This window comes from Thermodesulfobacterium sp. (assembly GCF_030445475.1).
Lineage (GTDB): Bacteria > Desulfobacterota > Thermodesulfobacteria > Thermodesulfobacteriales > Thermodesulfobacteriaceae > Thermodesulfobacterium > Thermodesulfobacterium commune.
Map to the genome: position 1 here is coordinate 1 of NZ_JASUTP010000003.1, position 25481 is coordinate 25481.

A 25481-nucleotide genomic window follows, 5' to 3' on the forward strand; every position below is an offset into this window, starting at 1 on the left:
AGAGGGTAAAAAAATATGTTAGCAGGAGGGAGAAACCATGGTTAGTAAAGTTAGAACTTTCAAATCAGAAAAAGGGTTATCTCAGGATGTAGGTACTTACAGAAGAGGAGAACTTAGAGGTGTCATTCGGATAAACGAAGAAGTTTGTGTAGGATGTGATACTTGTAGAGGAGTTTGTCCTGCTGATGCTATAGAAGGTTCTGTAGGAGAAAAGCATAAGATCAACTTAGACAAATGTGTGGTATGTGGGCAGTGTTTGATTAACTGTCCTTTTGATGCTGTTGAGCAGATGAGCTTTGTGGAGGATGTGTTGCCTAAACTAAAAGACAAACAAACCAAGGTGGTGGCGATAGTGGCTCCTGCGGTAAGGGTAGCTATAGCAGAAGAGTTTGGCGCAAAGCCTGGGACCTTAGCCTTAGGGAGACTCTGGGTTGCGCTTAAAAAGGCTGGATTTGAGATTTATGATAACAACTTTGCAGCTGACCAGACTATCTTAGAAGAAGGGACAGAACTTTTAGCAAGGATTGCCGCACATGCAGGATTAAAGGAACTACCTGTTTATCTATGGGATAAAAAATTGGTGTTAGAAGTAGAGGAATATAAACACAAACCTTTACCACAGTTTACCTCTTGTTGTCCTGCTTGGGTAAGGTATGTAGAGCTTTATTATCCTGATCTTATTCCATACCTTTCAACCTGTAAATCTCCTCAGCAGATGGCTGGAGCTACGGCTAAGACCTATGGAGCTAAAGATGTGTGGAAAGTTGCGGTAGAAAAGGTTTATACCGTAGGGGTTATGCCATGTACAGCTAAGATTTTTGAGGCTTTTAGGCCTGAGTTTAATTCTGCCGGTAAATATCATAAAAATGAGAGTATAAGGGATGTAGACGCAGTACTTACTACCAGAGATTTGGCAGAAATTTTTAGAAGACTTAACATCGATTTTATGAGATTACCAGAAGAAAGGGATCCTAAACATTTTATGTGGTATTCAGGAGGGGCCACAATTTTTGGTGTAAGTGGAGGGGTGATGGAGGCTGCGATAAGGTTTGCTTTTCATGTTCTCTCTGGGAAAGAACCTTCTCCTACTGCTTCAGAATGGGAGTTTCATGATGTAAGAGGGCTTACTAACCCTGTAGTCAGAGCTACGGTGACCATACCTTTGAGACCTGAATATCAAAAAGTTTTTAATGATAAAGTTATAAGACTTAAGGTTTGTGTAGTAAATGGTATTGGCCATAATGGGGCCCATTTAAAGCCAGTGGTTAAAGAAGTGCTTAGAGGAAAAAGCCCTTATCAATTTATAGAGGTTATGACCTGTCCAGGGGGTTGTATTAATGGAGGAGGGCAGCCCAAACAGGCGATGAGTATAGGGTTTATTCAAAAAATATTTTATAAGCTGGGTAGGGCTTAAACATAAACTAAGTTAGAACACAGGAGGGAAACTATGCAAAAAGTAAACAGAAGGGATTTTATAAAGTTTTTAGGTATAACCTATGTAGCCTTTACCGTAGGGGTGCCTAAGATAGTTTATTCTCAGGAAAAGGTTAAAGAAAACTTCTTTGAAACCTCTGTAGGTAGAGAAAAGCTTGAGCTTATTAAAGCAAGACAGTCTGCTCAGTATAAGGACGATAAGATAGTAAGAGAAAAATTTAAAATAGCTGCAAGCCATCAAAATCCGATGATTAAAGAATTTTACACAAAGTTTGCCCAGCATCCTTTAAGTGGAATAAGCGAAAGACTTTTACATACCTATTATAAGAAAAGAAGATAAGTCCAATCCCCTGGGGGGTAAAAATTATTTGGGAGGCCATCTCTGCATACCCTTCCCCTCCCTCCCCCAAGGGGTGTTTTTAAGGAGGTTGAAAAAACTTGTTTAGAAAAGAAATTGATTTTCTGGGAGAAAAACTTGTTCCACAGGAAGCCTACTATGGTATTCACACCTTAAGGGCCTTAGAAAATTTTCCGCTATCTGAAGAAAGGGTTCATAGAGAGCTTGTCTGGGCTATAGGTTTGGTTAAAAAAGCCTGTGCCTTTGCTAACAAAGAGCTTGGTTTTTTAGAGGAAAAAAAGGCTTATGCTATTTTAGAGGCCTGTGAAGAACTTGCTGAGGGAAGGTTTGATGACCAAATTCTAATCCATCCTCTGGCAGGAGGTGCAGGCACCTCTTTTAACATGAACGTTAACGAAGTCATTGCTAATCGTGCTCTTGAAATTCTGGGTCATCCTAAAGGAAGGTATGAGATCGTGCATCCTATAGAAGACGTAAACCTACATCAGTCAACCAACGATGTTTTCCCAACCTCAGTGAAGATAGCGGTTTTAAGACTTTTGAAGGAGTTGGCTCAAGAGGTAGCACTTCTTCAAGGAGAGTTTCAGAAAAAGGAAAAAGAGTTTGCCAAAGTCTTAAAGGTTGGTAGGACTGAGATGCAAGATGCTTGCCCTGTAACTTTAGGGCAAGAATTTGGAGCTTGGGCTGAAGCCTTAAATCGAGACTGGTGGAGGTTGAATAAAGCCTCAGAAAGGGTAAGACAGGTAAACCTTGGAGGAACAGCTGTAGGTACAGGTCTAAACTGCCCTAAGGAATTCGGAGAAATAGCCATAGAAAAGTTGAGAGAGATTACAGGACTTCCGGTGGCAAAAGCAGAAAACCTTTTTGAGGCCACACAAAACATGGATGCTCTCTGTGAGGTTTCCGGTTTTTTGAAGACCTTAGCAGCAAACCTTATAAAAATAGCAGGAGACCTAAGATTTCTTTCTTCTGGACCTAAGGCAGGTATAGGAGAAATTAAACTCCCAGAGTTGCAGGCTGGTTCCTCTATCATGCCAGGTAAAATAAACCCAGTTATTCCTGAGATGGTAATTCAAGTAGGTATAAAGACGATAGCAGCAGACCATGCCATAACCTTAGGATGTAGCCTTGGTAATTTAGAGTTAAACCCTTTTTTACCGCTTATTTCTCAAGAACTTATCACAAGCTTAAAGCTTCTTAAAAAAAGTTGTAATATCCTTAGAGAAAAATGTATATCAGGCATAACTGTTAATCAAGAACGATGTAAAGAATTGTTTAACCAAAGTGCTTGTGTGATCACAGCCTTTAGTCCCTATTTAGGTTATGAAGTTTGTGCAGAGGTTTTTAAAGAGGCTGTGAGTTCAGGTAAACGGGTAGAAGAGATCTTGTTGGCTCGAGGTTATTTCACTGAAGAAGAGTTGAGGTTGATACTTGATCCTCAGGAGCTTACTACCCCAGGAATTGCCGGGTTAGAAAAGTTAAAAGAAATAATACAAAAAAGGGGGGATAAAGAATGTTTTTAAACTTTGAAACGGTAGAGACACAGGGTCTGGCAGATCAGATAATAAAAGAAAATGAAATAGAAAGGTATTTAGAGAAGGGAAGGGATTTTATCAACGACGAGGAAATTTGGGAAAAATTAAACAAACATGTTGAGCCAGACCCGGTTAGGGTAAGAGAAATTTTAGCTAAGTCTCTTGCTATTGAAACTCTTGAACCTGATGAACTGGCTATTTTGATAAACGTCAAAGACCCAGAACTTTGGGAAGAAATGTTTGCTACGGCAAGAGAAATTAAAAAGAAGGTATACGACAACCGTATCGTTACCTTTGCCCCACTTTATTGTGGTAATCTTTGTATCAACAATTGTCTTTATTGTGGTTTTAGAAGAGAAAACAGGGTAATCAAGAGAAGGGTGCTTACCATAGAAGAGGTAAAGACAGAAGCAGAGGTTTTAGCAGGAGAGATAGGGCATAAAAGGCTGATAGTGGTTTATGGAGAGCATCCTGCTACCGGGGCTGAATATATTAGAGATACAATAGAGGCTATCTATTCGGTAAAGGTGAAGACTCGAAGGGGATATGGACAGATCAGGAGGGTTAACGTTAACGCTGCCCCTATGTCCATAGATGAGCTTAAGATGCTTAAGGAAGTAGGCATAGGAACTTATCAGGTGTTTCAAGAGACCTATCATCACGAAACCTATGCCCAAATTCATCCAAAAGGAACGGTAAAACACCATTATCAGTGGAGGCTTTATTGTCATCACAGAGCTTTAGAGGCAGGTGTAGATGATGTGGCATTGGGGGTACTTTTTGGTCTTTATGACTGGAGGTTTGAGTTGATGGGACTTTTATACCATGCACGAGACCTTGAGAAAAAGTTTGGGATAGGCCCACATACTATTTCCTTCCCCAGGCTTGAACCTGCGGCTAATACCCCCTTTGTGCAGGAGACAAAATACAAAGTTTCAGATGAGGATTTTAAAAAAGTAATCTGTTTAATCAGGCTGGCTGTACCATATACAGGTATGATACTTACCGCAAGAGAACCTGCTCATATAAGAAGAGAAATCTTAGGTTTAGGAATTGTGACCCAAACGGATGCTTCAACCAAGATAGGAATAGGAGCTTATTCTGATAGGTATACAGAACAAGAGTTAGAAAGACAGCAGTTTCAGATAGGAGATCCTCGGAGTCTTGAGGAAGTAATAAGAGAACTTGCTGAGATGGGGTATATCACAAGCTTTTGCACCGCAGGGTATCGTTGTGGAAGAACAGGAGAAAGGATAATGGACCTCCTGGTTAAGGGGAAAGAACGAATCTTTTGCAAGTTAAATGCTGTCCTTACCTTTAAAGAATGGCTTGATGATTTTGCTTCAGAAGAAACCAAGGAGGTAGCCCAAAAGGTTATAGAAAAAGAGATGGAAGAACTTAAGGGTATGGTTCCTGAAGGGGTTTATCAAAAACTTTTAGAGTATTATCAGAGGATTGAAGATGGAGAAAGAGACCTTTATTTCTAAGTTTACAGCCTTAGCTGAAAGGATAAAACAAACTTATGGAGTAAATCTTTGGTTGGTTGAGGTGCTTGGAAAAAGACATTCTTATGTAGCTGGCCACAAGGAAGATAGCTTTTTGCCTCCAGAACCTATATACCTTAACGAGAGATTTGCGGTTGTTTCTAACGAGTGGGAGAAAATCCCAGAGGAAGAAAGAAAACAACTGATAAGTTTTTTAAAAGAGGATCTTTTAAAATGAATATACCTAAGGGACAAAGGCTTCACATAGCCCTTTTTGGAAGGAGAAACGTGGGAAAATCTTCTTTGATTAATGCTTTAACCGGACAAGAACTTGCGATTGTTTCGGATATTCCAGGAACTACCACTGACCCGGTAGAAAAAAGTATGGAGATTCTTCCCTTAGGGCCTGTGGTAATCATAGATACAGCTGGAATCGATGATGTAGGTAAACTTGGTGAATTAAGAAAGAAAAAGTCTTATGAAGTTTTTAATAAAGCAGATTTAATTTTATTGATAATAGATCCGATGACAGGTTTCGGAGAATTTGAGGAAGAGGTAGTAAAAAAGGCTAAGGAGTATGATACTCCGTTAGTGCATGTGATAAATAAAATAGACCTTTATCCTCAGGCTAAAACACAAAAATTTCCAGAACCTAAGGTTTTCGTAAGTGCTAAGACTAAAGAAGGGATAGACGAGTTAAAACAGGTGATCATAAAGCATGCACCCAAAGACTGGGCTCTTCCAACTATAGTAGGAGATTTGATAAAACCTGGAGATTTTGTGGTATGTGTAGTCCCGGTAGATAAAGCAGCTCCTAAAGGTAGACTTATTTTGCCTCAACAGATGGTTATAAGAGACATTTTAGATAATGAAGCTATCGCCTTGGTGGTAAAAGAAAGGGAGCTTAGGTTTGTTTTTGAAAAGACCAAGGTTAAACCAAGTCTGGTGATAACAGATGCCTCGGTTTACACCAAAGTTTCTGCAGACACTCCACCAGACATAAGGCTTACGTCTTTTTCTGTTCTTTTCGCAAGATATAAGGGGGATTTGCAAACCCTGGTAGAAGGGGTTCTTGCTGTAAAGACACTTAAGCCTGGAGATAAAGTGTTGATCGCAGAGGCTTGTACCCATCATCCTGTAGAAGATGATATAGGTAGGGTAAAAATTCCCAGATGGCTTAGGGCTCAGGTAGGACAAGACCTTGAAATAGAGGTAAAAGCAGGTGGAGGGCCTCTTCCTGAAAACCTTGAGCAATATAAACTGATCGTTCATTGCGGAGCTTGCATGCTCAATAGAAAAGAAATGCTTTCAAGGATTATGCAGGCTAAGAGTGCCAAGGTTCCTATCGTAAATTATGGGGTAATGTTGGCCTACATGCATGGGATTTTAAAAAGAGCTCTTTCTCCTTTTCCTCATTTGCAACGGTTGGTTGTTTCTGAAATCAGAGATTATAAAAAAATCGCAGATGACTTTAAATGCATAAAAGCTTTCTTTTTAAAAAGAACAAACAACTAACCGAAAACAACCTGATAGAAAAGGCTTTATCAGGGATAAAGTTTTCAAAAGAAGAAATTGCCTTTCTTCTTTTAGAAGCCAACCCTGAGTGGGTATATGAGATAGCTAATGAGATAAAAAAACGAGTAAAGGGAAATGTAGTTTATTTAAGAGCGATCATCGAGTTTTCCAACTATTGTAGAAACAACTGCCTTTATTGTGGCATAAGAAGAGATAACAGGGAACTCAAACGTTATCGCATGAAGGAAGAAGAAATTTTAGAAATAGCAGAAAAAATAAGCAAACAAGGTTTTAAGACCATAGTTTTACAATCTGGTGAGGACCCTTTTTGGGATGCTAAGAGGTTGAGTCGTTTGATTAAAGAAATTAAAAATTTAGGGGTGGTAGTTACCCTATCTGTAGGTGAAATGGATTATGAGGATTATAAGGTTTTAAAAGAGGCTGGGGCTGACAGGTTTTTACTCAAACATGAAACGATAGACAAAAGACTTTTTAGTTGGTTAAAGCCAGATACTAATTTAACAAAGAGGGTTCGTTGTTTAAACTGGTTGAAGCAGCTTGGTTATGAAGTTGGTACAGGCTGTATCGTTGGTTTACCAGGACAGAGAATAGAGACCTTGGTCGAAGACCTTCTTTTTTTACAAGAAATTAGCCCAGAGATGGTAGGGCATGGCCCATTTATTCCTCATCCTCAAACTCCTCTGGCTTTTTTCCCTTCTGGAAACCCTTGGTTAACCCTTAAACTGATAGCCTTAACCAGGATGATTCTTCCAAAAGCTAACATTCCTGCAACTACAGCTTTAAACGTTTTAGCACCTGATTTAAGGTTTAAGGCTTTTCTAGCTGGTGCTAATGTTCTTATGCCAGACTTAACTCCAGATCAATATAAGCTCCATTATGAAATATATCCAGGAAAAGGAAGTTACCGGATAAATTTAGAGGAATATTTTCGGTTTTTTGAAAAAGAAAACCTAAGGACTGACCTGAAACCTGTTTAGTCTAAGTTAGGTCAGCCCTTAGGTGTAAAGATCTTAGATTAAGGAATAAACGGAACGTTTAAAAGTTTTAGCCCCAAGTAAGTTATCCCTAAACAAGCCACTCTTTTAACCCAGACAGGGCTTAATCTTTTAGCAATTCTAGGTCCTACAAATCCGGCAGCAATTGCTCCTACAGCCATGACTACAAACAATAAAAGGTCAGTTTGTCCAAAAAAGAAGTAACGTGAGCTTGCCATTAAGGTGTTGAAGAAAATGGCTAAGAGAGAACTACCGACCACCACATAAATCGGAAGACCCATAATTACTGTCATAAGGGGAACTACAAAAGGTCCTCCTCCAAAACCACCTAAACTGGAGGCAACTGCTATGAGAAAACCTCCTATGGCACCTATTATCATGTTAGCATAAAACTCTTGTCCCCAAAATTCTATTCTTAACTTCATGGTTTTCACCTCCTAACTAGATTTTTTTTCCTTAGCTTCTTTAGCACGTTTTAGGTACTCCTGAAGTATAGCCCTTTCCTTCTTATTCTTTTCAAGATATCCTGGTGTTGTCTGCCAGAAGAGAAGGGCAGCAAGGATCAACAGGATTACTCCGAAGATGAACTTATACTCTTCTAAAGTCACAAACTGGTTCAATAGAGGCCCTATGAACCCACCGATTAGCATAAAAATACCTACTCCTATACCAAGTTTCCAGTTGATAAATCCTATCTTTGAATAGTTGTAGATTCCTGCGGATTGACTAAAGAGAACTGTTGGCATAACTGAACCAGCAACCACACCGTGAGGCAATCCATAGATGAGAATCAATAAGGGGTTTAAGATAAAACCACCTCCTGCTCCCATGATTACTCCGAACGTACAAACAGCAAAGGCTAAAAAAAGAGGCCCAAATATGTTGGTAGAAGTTCCAGCTACAGGAAAATATACAGTAGGAAAGGAGATTTGATGGGTTAGTTGAATCGGATCGCTTTTTACTTCTTTGCTAGCTACAGCTAAAACAGTAAAATCTCCCTTAGGGGCGCTACCAGGAAGGGTTATCTCTGCCTCAAAGGTCCCGTCGGGATTATTCTTGATTTTAGTAAGCACAAAGATTTTTTCAAATTTCTTAAACCTGACTTGAATTAATCTGGCAGCCACTTTACTTATGTCTTTTTTATCAGTAAGGGGATCTAATTTAATACCTCTTGAACCTATAAAGGCTCTTAGAACTGTAGTTTTCCATACATCGATTTGTTTGATTTCTTTAGGAGGAGTGATAAAGGCAAAATTAGCGTTGCTTTCTCTTAAAAATTCTCCTATTTTCCATTTCTTATTTTGTTTATACTTTTGATAGATTTCCTTTACCGGTTTTTCTTCTACCGTACCGTTTTTGTCTATCTTAGCTATATACTCCTCATTAATCCAAATTTGATAGAAAGCAGGTATTTCTTTACTTAAATAAAATTTAAAATCTTTCCTATCAAGTCTACTTACCTGGACTTTTTCTTTTGAAGTGATTTCGATGAAGTTTACTTTGTAGCCCTCAGGGACTTTACCTGTAAGTTTGATCTTTTCACCACCTTTGAAAGAGGTTTTGTCAGCCTTTAACTCAATCTTTAAAGGTATTGCTTCAGCCTCAGGTTTGGTAGTATTCCCCTGTGGCTGAGCTAAAAGGTTTTTAGAAAAAACTAATAAAAAGAAAAACAAAAGAAAAGACCATAAGTTTAACTTAAACTTGTACCGCATAACCTGCCTCCCTCCTTTGGATTTTTGAGGTTTCTCGATCAAATATCATGCCTAAACAAAAAATGGTTAAAATTAGAAAAATAAAGAATTTTAAAAGATAAAAAATATATAGGTTTTGATACTTTGGACCTTTAAGCGCAGGGGGTTGTCCCGTTAAGGACAGATCGTTACAAAAGGTTTTGTTAGTTAGGTAAAAAACCTCAGGTTGTATTTTCTGAAAAGGAATTCTTGGAAGGTTTTGATCGTTTTGAAAACCTGTTTTAGTTGGTCTCTGTCTTTTTTAGAAAGTTCTTGCGGGTTTAAATAGTTGTCAGGGGGTTGTCCGGTTTGGAGTTTTTTGGCTTGATTCAAAAATTGAAGAGAAAGGATAAACCTGTATCCTTCTTTTAATTCAGAGGCAAAGTCTAAAGAGAGAATCCCTTCCTCTTTTAGAGCATCGATTCTATCAAAGGTATTTGTATGCCAGAGGTTGTACTCTAAAGCCAGAGCTCTAATCCCCTGGACTATGGGAAAAATGGCTGTTTTTTTAAGGTCTAATTTACCTTTGTTAGGGCCTTCTTTTTCGGTTATAAACCTTCCCAAGAAATTAAGAGGTGGTTCAAACCTTATGGCTTCTGCCGCAAGACACACGATAAGTCCTTTATTTTTACTTATTTTTTCTTTTATCCAACCTCTGATCTCCTTTTCTATCTCTTCATCTCCATAAACCATTCGAAAATCTAAAAAAATACAAAGATTAAGCAAAGCCTCTTTTTGAGAACAGTCCATCCAGTTAGAAAGCCTTTTTTTCCAGGTTTGCAGATCTCCTCGCCAAAGGGGATTAGAAATCATAACCCCACCAGGACAAGGAGGAAATCCTACTTTTAAAAGATTTTCGATAAAAGTAGAAGAAAAGCTTTCAAAAAAAAGGTCTACCTCTTTTTTTCTATCTGGTAAATCTTCATAGATTAAGGCGTTATCTTGGTCGGTTTTAAAACTTTGTTCTTTTCTTCCTTCACTTCCAAGTACAAAGAATCCAAACTTAGCCGGAAAAGAAAGCTCTGTCTCCTTTAAGGTTATCTCCCAGGTTTTTTTTATGAACCTGTCGTTTATTTCTGCAAGGTATTTCCCTAAGTACTCCGGGTTAAAACCTTCGGAAATTTGATTTAACAATGCTTCTTTTACCAGGCTATAAAGTTTGGCTAACTCCTCTAACTCGTGGGCCAACTCCACTTGATATAGAAGAGAAACCAGGTTTTTGCTTTGAAAACTTATGATGTCAGTGTCTTCAAGTACTCCTTGAAGGATTCCTTTATCAAAAACCGCTACTTTTCTTAGTCTTTTTTCTGCCATAAGGAGGATGGCTTCAAACAAACGGTGGTCTGTAGAAAGGCTGACAAGAGGAAAGGTGGCTATTTCTTTAGCTTTTATTCCAAAAGGGTCTTTCCGTTGATATACCACTTTTTGTAAAATGTCCCTTTCAGTGATAATCCCTAAGCCTTCTTTTCCTTGCACTACAACAAAACTGTATTCTTTTTCTACCATAAGTTTAATTACTTTATCTAAGGAATCTTCTTCCCCCACAATAAGAGGAGTTTTTAAGGGTAGATTTTTTAAAGGTTGATCAAAAAATGAATTCTGGAGCATTTTAAATAATTTTTAGCGGTAGTTGTTTCAGTTTTTTATTCCTGTAAGAATAAACTAATTTTAAAAAAAGCAAAGCAGTCATGTAGGCATCTTCTAAAGCATTGTGAAAACTGGTGGTAGGTAAATCATATTCTTCTAACAGTTCATTAAGCTTAGGAATTCTATCTAAAGTCTTTTTAGGATAAAGGTCTAAGACATCAAACCCATAAAAAGAGACGTTAAGGTTTAGTTCTTCTTTGAGATGTTTTTTTAGCATTTCTAAGTCAAACTCTAAAAAATATCCTACCAATACTGCACCCTTGGTAAACTCTAAAAATTGATGCAAGGCCTCCTTTCTTTCAAGACCGTTTTTAAGTTTGTCTGGTGTAATCCCGTGAATCTTGATAGAGTCTTCAATTCTACACAGGTCTGTTTTTAAGTATAAAATTAGTTTTTCAGAAAAAGAAAGGGTAAGATCAACAATCTTATAAGCACCTACAGAGATAACCTCGTCCTTTTTTAAATCAAGCCCTGTGGTTTCGGTGTCTATCACCACGAAAGTGGTATCTTTTACTTTTTTATTTAGGTCGACCTCCCAACTTAAGTTTTTCTTTTTTCGAAAAAAAGTATGGTAAGTCCTCTTTAAAGTTGTGGTTAACACCTTCCACACCTTCTCAAGATCCTCGTTTACCTTAAATAGCTTAGACGGTATTTTTCAAAAAGCATTTTTTGCAAATTTTCTATGAATTTAAAGACTTCTTTTAAAAGGTTTAGGTCTCCTTTTTCTAACTCAGATGGGTCTAAATAATCGTGAGGTTCTTGTTCTCGTTTAAAGTTATCTATCTGGACTTTAAAACGTAAGGTAGTAAGAAATTTATAGGCCTCCTTTAGGTCTTTAGCTGTTTCAGGTCTAATACTTCCTGAGGATTCTAAACGAGAAATCCGTTTAAACGTATTCACGTTTTTAATCCCCTGTTCTAAACTAAGTACCCTTACCAGACAAACCAAAGGTAAAACCCCTGATTTAAACAGGTTTAATTTACCTTTAAAAGGACCAGATTTTTCTACCAGGAGTTCTTTAAACAAACCTAAAGGTGTTTTGAGTTTAACTGCATCCAAGGCTAAATATGGTAAAATACGGTCGGTTTTTTTAATCTTCTGTAAAATGTTTTGGTAAAAAAGGTCTGCTTCTTTAGGTTCCACACCTATGAAACGAAGGTCAAAGAAATTAGCTTTTTTACCTATATCTTTTAGGTCAGGATAGGCTATCCAATGAGAAAAGGTTTTTTCCCATTCGTTTAAGGTTTTTACCCAGTAAGGTTGGGTAAGATATTCCTCTTCTATTTCAACCCCTAAAAACTTCAGATTTTTGGCCAATAATAAAGCAACCTCAAAAGTTTCTTCTGAGAGGTTTTTAATTAGAAAAATTTTTAGTTTTGTTTTAAAACTGGCTTCTCTTCTTCCATGGGCTCCGATAACCATTAGGCTTGGTAGAAGAGAAAGGTTTCTTTCAGATAGGGTTAGAAGAACTACCTTTTTGATGATCCCATCCCTTATTTCAGAAAGATATCTTCCTATCAACTCTGGGTCTTTTTCTTTTATGGCAAAATCTATGGCAGAATAAAAACAGTGGTAATAAATTTTTTTTAGCTCCTCTAAAGAGTTAGTTCTTTCTATTTCTTTAGTTATGGTAATAAGGTTTTTGCTGCCAAGGGAGATGATGTCGGTATCCTCTAAAATACCTACAGGTATTCCTTCATCAACCACCACTATTTTCCTTATACGGTGTTGTGTCATAAGAAGCATAGCTTGAGATAAGGGGGCTTCTTTTTCTAAATACACCAAAGGGAAAGAAGCTATATTTTTGGCTTTAGTTTCTTTTTTATCCAACCCCTGATATAGAAGTTTTTTGATAACGTCCCGCTCAGTTATAATCCCATATCCTTTTTCTAATTTAACTAAACAAGCGGTGACGTTTTTTTCTACCATCTCCTGAATAACCTTTTCTACGGAGTTTTCTCCATCTACGATGACAGGGGGTTTTAGGTTCAATTTTGAGAGAGGGACAGAGCTAAAAGTTCCCCACTGGTCTTTTTTCTGGTTTAAAGCTTCTGCCAGTTTTTGAGCCAGTTTTTGGGTATAAAAACTCTGGACTACTGAATAGTTTTGAAAAAGTTTTAAAAAATCTTCTTTTTTAATTAAAAATACCACGGTATCTTCTACCGCACGGGCTGAATGGTCAAGTTCCTGATCAGTTATTAAGGGTAAATAACCAAAGGTTTCTCCTTCTTGAAGTTGGTCTAAGATAGTACCTTTTTTTTCTAAGACTACATATCCTTTCCTTATAAGATATAAATATTCAGAGAGGTCTTTTTCCCGGTAGATAACCTCGTTTTTAGGATAGACTTTTACCTTTATTTTTTCTACTAAAGTAGATATAACAGATGAGGGGAGCCCCCTAAAAGGGGGTACTTCCCTTATAAACCTTTCTGCATCAAGCATGCTATTCTATCCCCACACCCAGATAGGTTCTAACCTTTTCCTCTTCAAACTTTTCTTGAGCTTCTTTTTCTGGTGTCAAAAGAGATACTAAGATAGCCATGATAAAACTTGCTGGCATAGAAATAAGGGCAGGATTTTTCCAAGGAAAGATAGGAGCAGGGTTTTTAAAAATGCCTACCCAAACAGTGGGGCTTAAGATGATAAGCACCACAGAAAGGGTAACCCCTGTCAAGATGCCTGCTACCACACCTGCGGTAGAAATTTTTTTCCAGAAGATAGAAAGAAGCAGAGAAGGAAAGTTAGCACTGGCAGCTATAGCAAAGGCAAGTCCTACCATAAAAGCTACGTTTTGTCCCTTAAAAGCTATACCAAGAAAAATCGCAAGGATTCCCAAGATAAGGGTGGCTAACCTTGCCACTTTTACCTGTTCCTCTTCTGTAGCTCTTCCTTTTTTTATTACGTTGGTGTATAAGTCATGAGAAAGGGCTCCTGCTCCTGCTAAAGTAAGTCCTGCAACCACCGCAAGGATGGTAGAAAAGGCTACCGCAGCAATAAATCCTAAAAATATCGTTCCTCCCACAGCCTCAGCCAAAAGAGGAGCTGCCATATTTCCGCCTTTTTCTATACTTTTAATCAAGTTTTCTCCTACTATAGCAGCTGCACCAAATCCTATGATAAAGGTGAGAATGTAAAAGTAACCGATAAATCCTGTAGCATAAAAAACTGACTTTCTGGCTTCTTTAGCGTCAGGAACGGTATAAAATCTCATAAGTATGTGAGGGAGCCCTGCTGTTCCAAACATAAGGGCTAGACCAAGAGAAATAGCATCCCATGGATTGGCTACAAGGCCTCCTGGAAGAAGCCTTTTTTCTCCATACTTTTCACTGATAAAACCAAACAATTCATTAAAGCTAAAACCAAACTTAACCAACGTGAGAATGGCAAGCACCGTAGCTCCACCAAGCAAAAGACAAGCCTTGATAATCTGAACCCAGGTAGTAGCAATCATGCCACCAAAAATAACATAGATAATCATTATAGTCCCTACTAAAACAACCGCCAACTCATAGGGTAATCCAAACAAAAGTTTTACAAGAGAACCAGCTCCTACCATCTGAGCAATAAGGTAAAGAAGAACGGTAGCCAAAGACCCAAAAGAAGAGGCAATCCTTATAGGCTTTTGCTTAAGCCTGTAAGCTACCACATCTGCAAAGGTATACTTACCAAGGTTTCTTAATTGCTCAGCTATAAGAAACATCACTATCGGCCAGCCTACCAAAAATCCGATGGAATAAATCAAACCATCATAACCTTTTAACGCTACCAACCCAGCAATCCCAAGAAAAGAAGCGGCACTCATGTAGTCCCCAGCCAACGCAAGTCCGTTTTGAAATCCAGTGATACTTCTTCCTGCTGCATAGTACTCAGAAGCTGTCTTAGTCCGTTTAGCAGCCAAGTAGGTAATATAAAGAGTAGTTAAAGTAAATAAAAAGAAAAACAAAATAGAAACCACGTTAGGTTGCCCTAAGGTTGTCTGCATTTCCATCTTACATCCCTCCTTATTTTAATGTTTTTCTATCTCTCCTTTAATCTCTTCAACCAACCTGTCATAGACGCTGTTTGCCCAAAGGGTATAAACCCCAGTTAACAGCCAGGAAAAAATTATTACTGAAATCCCCAGAGGAATTCCTAAAGGTATTGATCCGGTAACCTTAATGGCTAAAAAGTCTTTTTTAAAAGCTAAAAGGTAGATAAAACCATAATAGATTAACAACTGGATAAAAGTAAGAGCAAAAGCTACCTTGTTTTTTTGAGACATTAACGTTTGAAACTTAGGAGAACTTAACACCTCCTTCATATTTAAACACCTCCTTTTTTGAGATTTATTTTCTGATAAAATAGATAGCAATAGTTATGCCAAAACAAAGAATATAGAATTATCGATGATTAGATGGAGAAACACCAGAAATAGTAAAAACTTTGAGGAAAAATTCCTCAATTATTTTTAAAGCCCAAACAAGACAAGAGATGAGATCTTAACTGGGGTATCCCCTTAGATTCTTTACAGGAGATTAGGAAAAGAGGGGTTTCTGGATTAGGTTTGAATGTTTTTTGATAAACAGAGGCTTGACGTTCTACTTCTTTAAAAGATAAAGTATCTATCTTGTTTAAGACTATACAGTGAGGTTTTTTGAGGTGTTTTACAAACTCAACCAGCTGGATGTCTGCTTCATCGGGATTACGTCTTATATCAAAAATAAGGACAAGATTTCTAAAGTCTCTCACTGCTTTTAAATATCCCTCTACCAGGTATTGCCAGTGTTTTTTTACCTCAACAGGGACTTTAGCAAACCCGTAACCAGGTAGGTCTACTAAATAAAACTTAAAATCTATTCTAAAAAAGTTTAAGGCTTTGGTAAAGCCAGGAGTAGAGGACACTTTGGCTACCTTTTTACGGTTTAAAAAGGCATTGATTAAAGAGGATTTACCTACGTTTGACCTTCCTAAAAAGGCAATTTCAGGAAATTCTGGAGGAGGCAGGTCCTCTAACTTAAAAACACTTTTAACAAACTCGATATGCTTAAACATGGTTAGTCTTGTTTTAAGATTACGAGGGCAGGGTTTAAGTAAGCCGGGTTCTGTTACCTGGGGAAATTTTCCCCAGGCGGTGATTATTTCTCTGAGAAGAGGGTTACCCCTCTTCTTAAGCGGCCTACCTGAGCCTTAGCGGGCGGGGCACCCATGGCTCTGTTTGGCCTTGCTCCGGACGGGGGTTGCCGTGCCACCAGGTGTTACCACCTGGTGCGGTGGGCTCTTACCCCACCTTTTCACCCTTGCCCGCACCAGAAAGGAAAAAATCCTTTCTGGCCGCTGGCGGTCTGTTTTCTGTGGCCCTTTCCAGGGATTACTCCCTCCGGGTGTTACCCGGCGTCCTCCCCTGTGGAGCCCGGACTTTCCTCCCCAGGGAATTAATCCCTGGAGCAATCACCTCTTAAACCCTGCCCTCTGTTTTTAAAACATAGGTTCTTTTTAAAATTTTTCAACCAGAACTGACCCGGCTTTTCAAAGTTTGATCCTATCCAAAAAATAGACTCTACGTTAAAATTATCTATAAAACTGTTTCATAAGGAGGCTTAATGTTTGATTTTGTAGGTTGTGGGGCGCTTAATTGGGATATTTTTTTTGAGGTAGAAGACCTTGAGGTTTTAAAGGAAAAAAACATACAAGCTATACCAGGAGGTGAAATAGCCTTAGAAAGAAAGGAGTTTTTAGGGGTGCTTAATTTTTTAGAGAAAAAAGGCAACTTTTTGTTTGAAGGAGGAGGTGGTTCTGCAGCTAATACCCTTTATGCTCTTAGTCTTTGGGGGTTTAGGTGTAGTTTTTTAGGGGCGGTGGGAGAAGATTCTTTTGGTAAGAAGATTTTAGAAGAATTTTCTTCGGTAAACCTTGTTTCTGAGTATATCATAAAAAAAGGAACTACCAGTTTAGCTTTGATAATCTTAAGCCCATATCGTGACAGGTTTATCCTCGTAAGTCCAGGGGATGCAGAAAAATACCTCCCTTCCCTTTTATCAACCAAGGTCTTACCTACAGGGGTTTACCACTTTTCTTCCTTTGCCTCTAAAGAAGGAAGAAATTTTCAGCTAAATCTTCTTAGCAAGGTTAATCCTCTTTGTTTTGACCCAGGTAGAATATACACCGCTTTGGGATGGGAGTTCCTTTTGCCTTGGCTAAAAAAGACTAAACATCTTTTTATCACAGAAGAAGAACTGAGCATGTTAGATAAAAACCCTTATGACCTTTTAGAGTTAGGGATAGAAAAGATATTTTTAAAACAAGGCAAAAAGGGAGCAACCTTGGTGAGTAGGGATAGGGTTATCACAGCCTCAAGTCTAAAGATAGAAAAGGTGGTAGATAATACCGGGGCAGGCGATTATTTTAACGCTGGGGTGCTTGCAGGTATAGCCTTAGGATTGCCTGACGAAAGAGCTTTAAACCTTGGGATTTATACCGCAGGAATAAGCCTCAGGGATTACGGAAGAAGGGGTTGCTTAAACAAAAAGGAGTTTCAAAATTATGTAAGTTTGTTAAAATAACAGATGAAAAATTTAAGAAGGTATTAAAATGTCAGAAGTTGACCTAAAATATTTAAAAAGTCTTACTCAAGGATGGTTTAAAGACGCTTTTTATGGAGACCTTTACTTAGAAAGGGTTGAAACTCTTAAAATAGTGGTTGAGCCAGACAGAATAGACGAGGTCAACTGGGGAGTAGAAGAAGGCTCAGCCATAAGAAAAATCACCCCAGAGTTTACCAACAAACTCTATTTTTCTAATGGATTTTTTGAGAAAGGTTTAAGAGAGTTGATTTTACAGACAAAAAGACCTTGTGAGGAAGAGGTTTCTAAAAAACTAACCACCAGGCTTGAATATTTAGAAGAATTAAAAAAGAAGGTTTGGTCTACGAAAGAGATAAAACACTATCGTCTTTTTTATAGCGAGGTCGTAAAAGAAGTATGGATTTTTACCTCAGAGGGAAAATTTTTGTCTGATAAAAGGGAATATACCAAGTTGGGAGTGATAGTGGTTGCAGAAAAGGACGGTAGGCTTGAGAGAGGTTATGAGGTCGCAGGGAGAAAGATGAACTTTGAACAGGTAAAGGATTTAGAAGAGTTTTTAGTTCTTCCTGAACGAGCCTCAAGGTTGGCTACGACGATGCTTTCAACTAAGAAAGCTCCTGCTGGGGTTATGCCTGTAGTTTTAGCAGGTCAGGCAGGAGGAACGATGATACATGAGGCTGTAGGGCATGGTCTTGAGGCAGACCATGCAGAAGAGGGGCTTTCGGTTTATTCAGGTAAAATTGGGGAAAAAGTAGCCAGTCCTTTGATTACGGTGGTTGACGACCCAACGATAGAAGGTCTTTATGGTTCTTATCAGGTGGATGACGAAGGGGTTTATGCTCAACCGGTAGTTTTGATAGAGAACGGAAGGCTTAAAACCTATCTTTATGACAGGTTAACCGCATTTAAGTACCAGAAAACACCTAATGGACATGGAAGAAGGCAAGATTATAGGTGTATCCCTATACCTCGCATGGCCAATACCTATATAGCCAAAGGTCCTCATAAGTCTGAAGAGATCCTTAAAAGCATAGAAAAAGGGATTTTAGTAAAAAAAATGGGCGGAGGGGAGGTTAATCCTTTAACAGGAGATTTTGTGTTTGAAGTAAGAGAGGGTTATTACATAGATAAAGGAGAGATAGCCTATCCTGTTAAAGGTGCTACTTTAGTAGGGAACGGTCCCAAAGTATTAGAAATCATAGACATGGTAGGGGAGGATTTACATTTTGAGCCTGGGGTTTGTGGGAAAGACGGCCAAGGGGTTCCTGTTTCAGACGGCCAACCTACTTTGAGGATCCCCGAGTTAACTGTTGGAGGTATAGTAGAGTAATAAGAGAGGTGAAAAAAGATGTGTGGACTTTTTGGGATATTTGGTGTAGAAGAAGCAGCTAACTATACATATTTTGGGCTTTATTCACTTCAACACAGAGGTCAAGAAAGTGCTGGGATTGCAGTTTATGATGGAGAAACCATAAGAGAGTGGAAGGCCTTAGGGCTGGTAAGTGAGGTTTTTAATGAGGAGATTTTGAAAGGTCTTAAAGGAAAGGTAGCTATCGGTCATGTGAGATATTCTACCACAGGGTCAAGTATAGTACAAAATGCTCAGCCTTTTTGTGTGAGTTTTGCTAAAAAAAAGATAGCCATAGCTCACAACGGAAATCTAGTCAACGCCTATCAGATCAGGTGCTCCCTCGAGGAAGAAGGACATATCTTTCAAACCACGATGGATAGTGAGGTTATTATTCATTTAGTCGTGAGAAACCTTAAAAAAGGTCTGGTAGAGGCTATTGCTGAGACTATGAAAAAAATAAAGGGAGCCTATTCTGTCCTTCTTCTTTACGATGACACCTTGGTTGCCTTTAGAGATCCTTGGGGTTTTCGTCCCCTTTGTTTAGGGATAATTAACGGAGGTTATGTGATAGCCTCTGAGACCTGCGCGTTTGACCTTATCGGGGCTCAGTATTTAAGAGAGGTAGCCCCAGGGGAGATTTTGGTTATAACTCAAGAAGGGCTAAAATCTTATTTTCCCTTTAAAAAAGAAAAGTTTCCCAAGAGTCACTGTGTTTTTGAGTTTATCTATTTTGCCAGGCCTGATAGCCATATCTTTGGCAAAACCGTATATCCTGTAAGAAAACAGTTAGGAAAAAATCTTTATAAAGAATGTCCTTTAGAGGCAGATTTTGTGATGCCCTTTCCTGATTCAGGTACTTATGCAGCCATCGGATATTCACAGGCAAGTGGTATCCCTCTTGAGTTTGGAATGATAAGGAATCATTACATAGGAAGGACTTTTATCCAGCCTTCACAACGTCTTAGGGATCTTTCTGTAAAGATGAAATTAAACCCGGTAAAGGAACTTATCAAAAATAGAGAAATTATTATAGTAGATGATTCCTTGGTAAGAGGAACAACCAGTAAAAACCGATTTAGAGGGATAAAGGAGCTTGGGCCAAAAAAGGTTCATTTTTTGCTTTCTTGTCCCCCGATAAGGTTCCCTTGCTTTTTTGGAATAGATTTCCCTTCAAGGTCAGAGCTTATTGCAGCTAAACATAGTGTGGAAGAAATAAGAAAGTTTTTAGACATAGATACCCTTTATTATCTCAGTATAGAAGGGTTGGTTGATGCGTTAGGTGATCTAAGAAACAAATTATGTTTAGCCTGTTTTACCGGGGAATATCCGATAGAGGTTGATTTTAGTTTTAAAAAAGACATCGCAGAGGCATAAAATGTCAAGTTTTAAAAGTTTACAAGAGTTTTTACAGGTGCTGGAACAGGAAAAGGAGTTAATAAGGGTTAAAGAAGAGGTTTCTCCTGAACTTGAGATAACCGAGATTACCGACAGAGTTTGTAAAAAATTTGGCCCAGCCCTTTTGTTCGAAAAAGTAAAGGGCTATAAAATTCCTGTGGTTACCAACCTTATGGGAAGTTACAAAAGGATATGTTTAGCCCTGAGGGTAAAGGATCTTGATGAGCTTGGAAAAGAGGTTGCCGAGTTTATAGAGGTAACAAAACCTGGGTCTTTTTTTGAGAAATTAAAGCTTGTCCCGAAGCTTTTACGTGCCTCCAATCTTTTTCCTAAAAAGGTTGAAAAAGCCCCCTGTCAGGAGATAGTTTGGGAGGGAGATGAGGTAGATCTCTACAAACTTCCCATACTTAAATGCTGGCCTAAGGACGGAGGTCCTTTTATAACACTTCCTTGTGTGATCACCAAGGATCCTGAAACCGGGACTTATAACGTAGGTATGTACCGGATGCAGGTGTTTAGTAAGAATGAAACCGGTATGCACTGGCAAATACATAAGACCGGGGCTAAGCACTATAGAAAAGCAGAAAAAAAAGGAGAAAGGTTGCCGGTAGCTGTAGCTATAGGCCCTGACCCTGCAATTATCTATGCAGCCACAGCTCCTTTACCTGAAGACATAGACGAGTTTTTGTTAGCAGGATTTTTAAGAAGGTCTCCGGTTGAACTGGTAAAATGTTTGACTGTGCCCCTTGAGGTGCCTGCAGAAAGTCAGATCGTCCTTGAAGGATATGTAGAGCCCTTCGAAAGAAGGCTTGAAGGCCCTTTTGGAGATCATACTGGCTATTACACCCCTCCAGACTATTACCCTGTGTTTAGAGTTACCTGTATCACCTTAAGAAAGGATGCTATCTATCCGGCTACCATCGTAGGTAAACCTCCTCAAGAGGATTGTTTTCTTGGTAAGGCTACAGAAAGGTTGTTTTTGCCTCTGCTAAAAAAGATCCTTCCCGAAATAATAGATATTCATCTTCCTTGGGAGGGAGTTTTTCATAACTTAGCCTTTGTATCAATAGATAAAAGATATCCAGGTCATGCCTTTAAAGTAGCCTCAGCCTTATGGGGCCTTGGGCAGATGATGTTTACCAAAATAATCGTGGTGGTTGACAAAGAGGTAAACGTTCAGAATATAAGTGAGGTGCTGTTTTACATGTCAGGCAACGTAGACCCAGAAAGGGATATCATGATAGTTAAAGGACCGGTTGATGCCCTTGACCATGCAAGCCCTTATCCAGCCTATGGGTCTAAGATGTGTATCGATGCTACCAGAAAATGGAGAGAAGAGGGATATTTAAGGGAATGGCCAGAAGAGGCGGTTATGTCTGATGAAATCAAAGCTAAGGTTGAAAAGGTTTGGAAAAAAATCGAGGAACAGATGAGGAGGTTAAAATAAGATGTTGGTTGGGGTTATCAGTGATACCCATGACAACATTTTTAACACAGAAAAGGCTATAAAGGTTGCTCAACAAAAAGGCTGTGAAATCCTTTTCCACTGTGGAGACCTTATTTCTCCTTTTATGATACCTCTGTTAGCTTCTTTTCAGAAAGAGGTACATCTTATCGTTGGAAATAATCAAGGAGATATAGCCTTGATGTATGAACATCTTAAAAAATATCCGTGGGTTAAGTTTCACGGAGAGCAGGCGTTTTTAGAGATAAAGGGTTTTAATGTAGCGATGGTTCATTACCCTAAACTTGCCTATGTTTTAGCCAAGAGTCAGGAGTTTGATTATGTTTTTTGCGGTCATACCCATAAGTTTGAAGTAAAAGAGATAGGAAAGGCCTTGGTGGTGAACCCAGGAGAGGTTTTGGGTAAAGAAGGTGTTCCTACTATGGTAGTCCTTGATTTAACCTCTAAGACTTGGGAAAAATTAGACCTTCTGTAAGGAGGGAGTAAACCATGAGATTAAGCCGATATTTTATGCCTACCCTTCGCGAAGACCCTTCAGAGGCTGAAACAGTTAGTCATAAGTTGCTTTTAAGGGCCGGAATGATAAGAAAGTTAGCCTCTGGAATTTATAACTTTTTACCTTTAGGTTTTAAGGCCTTAAAGAAGATAGAACAAATAGTGAGAGATGAAATGAATAAGGCAGGTGCTCTTGAAATACTTATGCCTTTGGTCCAGCCTGCTGAACTTTGGCAAGAAACAGGGAGATGGGAGCTTTATGGAAAAGAGCTTCTGAGGATAAAAGACAGAAAGGACCATGATTTTTGTCTTGGGCCTACCCATGAAGAGGTGGTAACCGATATCGTGAGAAGGGATGTTAAGTCTTATAAGGACCTACCTTTAATCCTTTATCAGATTGCGGTTAAGTTTAGAGATGAAATACGCCCCAGGTTTGGTATCATGAGGGCAAGAGAGTTTATCATGAAAGATGCCTACAGTTTTGATGCTGACGAAGAAGGTTTAGAAAAAAGTTATCAGAAAATGTACGAAACCTATCATCGGATCTTTGAAAACTGTGGTCTTAAGTTTAAGGCTGTAGAGGCTCATACCGGAGCTATAGGAGGGGATGTTTCTCATGAGTTTATGGTACTTGCAGAAACTGGAGAAGATACCATAGCCTTTTGTGAAGCCTGTGGTTATGCTTCAAACATAGAGTTAACCCCTGCCGAAACTTCAGAAACCTATTCTCAAGAACCTTCTAAGCCTTTAGAGAAGGTTTATACCCCAGGGGTAAGGACAGCTAAGGAGGTAGCAGATTTCTTAGGTTTACCTGTGGCAAAAATTACCAAAACCCTAATCTATATCGTAGAAGAAAACGAGGCCGTAGCAGTTTGTATAAGAGGAGACCATGAGGTAAACGAAATAAAACTTGAGAAGATTTTAGGTGGTAAACCCTTTAGGATGGCAAGGGATGAAGAAATAAGAAGAATAGCAGGAGCAAGTCCTGGTTTTATCGGTCCTAAGGGATTAAAGATAAAGATAATTGCCGATAAAAGTTTAGTTGGATATCCTAACTTTGTTATAGGTGCTAATGAAGACGAATATCACTATATCAACGCTAACCTTGGAGAAACCTTTACTCCAGACATGATAGCTGATGTCAGAAAAGCAACGGAAGGAGACCTTTGCCCTCATTGTGGAAAACCATTAAGTTTTTTGAAAGGGATTGAGGTAGGACATATTTTTAAGCTTGGCACTAAATACAGCCTTCCTATGAAAGCCATGTTTCTTGATAAAGACGGGCAGATGAAACCTTTTATCATGGGTTGTTATGGTATAGGGGTTAGCAGGGTGCTTGCGGCAACCATAGAACAGAACCATGACGAAAAAGGTATCATTTTCCCCTGGCAAATAGCACCTGTTCAAATAGGAATTATACCTTTAAAAGATAGTTTTAAAGAAAAGGCAGAAAGTTTATACCAGGGTTTAAGTCAAAAGTGGGATGTTTTGCTTGATGACAGAGATGAACGCCCAGGGGTAAAGTTTAACGACCTTGATCTCATAGGGGTGCCTCTGCAAATCATCTTAGGTAAGGCTTTTGAAGAAAAAGGAGAGGTAGAAATCAAGCAAAGGAAGACAGGAGAAAGGGTATATCTTAAGCCTGAGGAAATAGAAAACTACGTCCAAGGGTTTGCGAAAAAGGGAGCTTAGATGAGCCAAAAAATTGTTAAGGCTATAGGGCTTGTTTTTGGAGACATAGGAACAAGTCCTATCTATACCTTACCTGTTATTTTCCTTTTTCTGCCACCCACGAAAGAAAATGTTTTAGGCGTATTATCCTTGATCTTTTGGACTTTGATTATCATCCCTACCATTCAATACACCGTCTTAGCTATGAGTCTTAGTTTGCGAGGAGAAGGAGGCACTTTAATTCTTTCTGAGATTTTGCGTACTTTATTAAGAGGTCGTAAGAGACTTTTAGGATTGGTAGTTTTTTTGTCTTTTATAGGTATTTCCCTTCTTATGGGAGATGGGGTTATCACCCCTGCCATAAGTATAATGAGTGCTGTAGAAGGAATTTCTTATATACCTGGGTTAAGACCGTTAGAAAAAACAGAGGTAGTTCTTCTCAGTGTGTTGATTGCGTTAGGTTTGTTTTATTTTCAGAAAAAAGGGACAGAAAAGGTTTCAGGGGCCTTTGGCCCTATCATGAGCCTTTGGTTTTTAAGTCTTTTTATCCTTGGTTTTTTAAACTTGTTTTTGAGTCCTGAGGTTATCTTAGCGATAAACCCTTGGTATGCCTTAGAGTTTTTCAAACAAAACGGTTGGAAGGCCTACTTAATCTTAGGAGAGGTTATCCTTTGTGCTACGGGCAGTGAAGCTATGTATGCTGACATGGGGCATCTTGGGGCAAAACCCATAAAAAGAGCTTGGTATTTAGTTCTAACAGCCCTGGTGGTGAACTATTTTGGCCAAGGGGCTTTTCTTTTAAGACATCCGGAGTCGAAAAGCATTCTTTTTGAGATGTGTTTAAATACCTTTGCTTCAGCTTATGTGCCTTTTTTATGTTTAGCGTTGATGGCAACGGTGATTGCTTCTCAAGCGATGATCAGTGGTATGTTTAGTGTCGTTTATCAGGCGATGTCTGCCAGATATTTGCCCTTAATGAGAGTAAAGTATACTTCTCCTGAGCTACATTCTCAGATTTACATAGGAACGATCAATTGGTTTCTTTTCTTTGCTGTGGTTTTTATCATGTTTGAGTTTCAAAGCTCTACCAATTTGGCAGCAGCTTATGGTCTTGCAGTTACAGGAGATATGACCATCACAGGGATTTTTCTCATCACGATTTTTTATCTTAAAAAACGATATTCTTTTTTATTTCTTGCAGTCTTAACCACCTCTATCACCTTTTTATACTTTACTTCAACCCTTTTTAAGCTTCCTCACGGAGGATTTTGGGCTCTGGTACTTGCTGTAATTCCTTTTTCCATAATACTTCTTTATACCCAAGGACAAAAAAGACTATATAAAAGCCTGAGGTTTTTCAATCAGAAAGAATTTGTGACTAATTTTACTAAATTTTATAGAGAAAATTCTAAAATCCAAGGCAAGGCACTTTACTTTATCCGTGACCCTGAACATTTTCCCCCCTACGTTATCGAAAACATCTTTGTTCATGGGATTCTCTATGAAGAAAACATCTTTGTTTCCCTAATAAGAAAAAACGAGCCTTATGGTATTACCACCAGTTTTTTAGAAGAAATCTGCCCTGGAGCTAAGTTTTTTGAGATTGCTTACGGTTATATGGAAAGGTTCAAGGTTGAAGACATTTTAAAAGAACATGGTATCAACGAACGGGTAATCTTTTATGGTCTTGAGGATATCGAGACTCAACATCCTGTCTGGAAGGCTTATGCCTTTATCAAACAAATCAGCCCCCATTTTGTTAAATTTCTTAATCTTCCTCCTGCTAAACTTCACGGAGTGTTAACCAGAATAGAGCTGTAAGCTT

Annotated in this window: 20 protein-coding genes, 1 other RNA gene and 1 pseudogene; 14 read left to right on the forward strand and 8 right to left on the reverse strand. The window is 38.7% G+C overall.

Annotated features, from left to right (window positions below):
- Nucleotides 1–37: 37 nt before the first annotated feature.
- The 7 genes from PWP26_RS02055 (at nucleotide 38) to hydE (ending at nucleotide 7324) form a co-directional block, all read left to right on the forward strand.
- A complete protein-coding gene (locus PWP26_RS02055; RefSeq protein WP_301398866.1) occupies nucleotides 38–1414 on the forward strand; it encodes a [Fe-Fe] hydrogenase large subunit C-terminal domain-containing protein in 1377 nt (458 codons plus the stop codon).
- Between the two features lie 33 nt (nucleotides 1415–1447).
- Nucleotides 1448–1774 (forward strand): iron hydrogenase small subunit, encoded by a 327-nt coding sequence (locus tag PWP26_RS02060; protein WP_051754603.1) that lies wholly within the window; start codon nucleotides 1448–1450, stop codon nucleotides 1772–1774.
- Nucleotides 1775–1872: 98 nt separating this feature from the next.
- Nucleotides 1873–3315, forward strand: a complete 1443-nt coding sequence (locus PWP26_RS02065) for an aspartate ammonia-lyase (protein WP_301398867.1) — start codon at nucleotides 1873–1875, stop codon at nucleotides 3313–3315.
- On the forward strand, nucleotides 3306–4814 hold the full coding sequence (hydG, locus tag PWP26_RS02070; RefSeq protein ID WP_301398868.1) for a [FeFe] hydrogenase H-cluster radical SAM maturase HydG: 1509 nt from the start codon (nucleotides 3306–3308) through the stop codon (nucleotides 4812–4814). The genes PWP26_RS02065 and hydG overlap by 10 nt, the downstream gene beginning before the upstream one ends.
- Nucleotides 4789–5049: a hypothetical protein gene (locus PWP26_RS02075; RefSeq protein ID WP_301398869.1), complete on the forward strand. Its 261-nt coding sequence runs from the start codon at nucleotides 4789–4791 to the stop codon at nucleotides 5047–5049. Before hydG ends, PWP26_RS02075 begins: the two co-directional genes overlap by 26 nt.
- Nucleotides 5046–6326 (forward strand): [FeFe] hydrogenase H-cluster maturation GTPase HydF, encoded by a 1281-nt coding sequence (hydF, locus tag PWP26_RS02080; RefSeq protein WP_301398870.1) that lies wholly within the window; start codon nucleotides 5046–5048, stop codon nucleotides 6324–6326. Before PWP26_RS02075 ends, hydF begins: the two co-directional genes overlap by 4 nt.
- Nucleotides 6287–7324 (forward strand): [FeFe] hydrogenase H-cluster radical SAM maturase HydE, encoded by a 1038-nt coding sequence (gene hydE, locus PWP26_RS02085; RefSeq protein WP_301398871.1) that lies wholly within the window; start codon nucleotides 6287–6289, stop codon nucleotides 7322–7324. Before hydF ends, hydE begins: the two co-directional genes overlap by 40 nt.
- Nucleotides 7325–7362: 38 nt before the next feature.
- Here hydE and PWP26_RS02090 read toward each other — a convergent pair.
- The 8 genes and pseudogenes from PWP26_RS02090 to rnpB all read right to left on the reverse strand — a co-directional run bounded on the left by PWP26_RS02090 (nucleotide 7363) and on the right by rnpB (nucleotide 16162).
- Nucleotides 7363–9054: pseudogene (locus PWP26_RS02090) on the reverse strand (sulfite exporter TauE/SafE family protein).
- 186 nt (nucleotides 9055–9240) lie between these two features.
- Nucleotides 9241–10680, reverse strand: coding sequence for a putative nucleotidyltransferase substrate binding domain-containing protein (locus PWP26_RS02095; protein WP_287567834.1), 1440 nt, complete (start codon nucleotides 10678–10680; stop codon nucleotides 9241–9243).
- A 1-nt stretch (nucleotide 10681) separates the two neighbouring features.
- A complete protein-coding gene (locus PWP26_RS02100) occupies nucleotides 10682–11320 on the reverse strand; it encodes a PolC-type DNA polymerase III (RefSeq protein ID WP_287567835.1) in 639 nt (212 codons plus the stop codon).
- Between the two features lie 26 nt (nucleotides 11321–11346).
- Entirely contained in the window at nucleotides 11347–13161 is a 1815-nt protein-coding gene (locus PWP26_RS02105; protein ID WP_287567838.1) for a putative nucleotidyltransferase substrate binding domain-containing protein, read from the reverse strand.
- A 1-nt stretch (nucleotide 13162) separates the two neighbouring features.
- The gene (actP, locus tag PWP26_RS02110) at nucleotides 13163–14707 is read right to left on the reverse strand and encodes a cation/acetate symporter ActP (RefSeq protein WP_301398873.1); all 1545 of its coding nucleotides are present in this window, start codon (nucleotides 14705–14707) and stop codon (nucleotides 13163–13165) included.
- Nucleotides 14708–14725: 18 nt separating this feature from the next.
- Complete coding sequence (locus tag PWP26_RS02115; protein ID WP_287567843.1) at nucleotides 14726–15019, reverse strand: DUF485 domain-containing protein; 294 nt, start codon at nucleotides 15017–15019, stop codon at nucleotides 14726–14728.
- Between the two features lie 137 nt (nucleotides 15020–15156).
- Complete coding sequence (yihA, locus tag PWP26_RS02120) at nucleotides 15157–15750, reverse strand: ribosome biogenesis GTP-binding protein YihA/YsxC (protein WP_287567844.1); 594 nt, start codon at nucleotides 15748–15750, stop codon at nucleotides 15157–15159.
- 25 nt (nucleotides 15751–15775) lie between these two features.
- An RNA gene (gene rnpB, locus PWP26_RS02125) (RNase P RNA component class A) lies at nucleotides 15776–16162 on the reverse strand.
- Between the two features lie 136 nt (nucleotides 16163–16298).
- Here rnpB and PWP26_RS02130 point away from each other — a divergent pair.
- Genes PWP26_RS02130 through PWP26_RS02160 form a run of 7 tightly spaced genes read left to right on the forward strand, consistent with a single transcriptional unit; the run spans nucleotide 16299 to nucleotide 25477 of the window.
- Nucleotides 16299–17258, forward strand: coding sequence for a carbohydrate kinase family protein (locus PWP26_RS02130; RefSeq protein WP_301398874.1), 960 nt, complete (start codon nucleotides 16299–16301; stop codon nucleotides 17256–17258).
- 28 nt (nucleotides 17259–17286) lie between these two features.
- Nucleotides 17287–18609, forward strand: a complete 1323-nt coding sequence (locus PWP26_RS02135) for a TldD/PmbA family protein (RefSeq protein WP_287567849.1) — start codon at nucleotides 17287–17289, stop codon at nucleotides 18607–18609.
- A gap of 18 nt (nucleotides 18610–18627) precedes the next feature.
- On the forward strand, nucleotides 18628–20004 hold the full coding sequence (purF, locus tag PWP26_RS02140; protein WP_038061318.1) for an amidophosphoribosyltransferase: 1377 nt from the start codon (nucleotides 18628–18630) through the stop codon (nucleotides 20002–20004).
- A gap of 1 nt (nucleotide 20005) precedes the next feature.
- The gene (locus PWP26_RS02145) at nucleotides 20006–21472 is read left to right on the forward strand and encodes a menaquinone biosynthesis decarboxylase (protein WP_038061321.1); all 1467 of its coding nucleotides are present in this window, start codon (nucleotides 20006–20008) and stop codon (nucleotides 21470–21472) included.
- 1 nt (nucleotide 21473) lies between these two features.
- Entirely contained in the window at nucleotides 21474–21965 is a 492-nt protein-coding gene (locus PWP26_RS02150) for a metallophosphoesterase (protein ID WP_287567853.1), read from the forward strand.
- A gap of 14 nt (nucleotides 21966–21979) precedes the next feature.
- Nucleotides 21980–23677, forward strand: coding sequence for a proline--tRNA ligase (locus tag PWP26_RS02155; protein WP_287567855.1), 1698 nt, complete (start codon nucleotides 21980–21982; stop codon nucleotides 23675–23677).
- Nucleotides 23678–25477: a KUP/HAK/KT family potassium transporter gene (locus PWP26_RS02160; protein WP_301398876.1), complete on the forward strand. Its 1800-nt coding sequence runs from the start codon at nucleotides 23678–23680 to the stop codon at nucleotides 25475–25477.
- Nucleotides 25478–25481 lie beyond the last annotated feature (4 nt).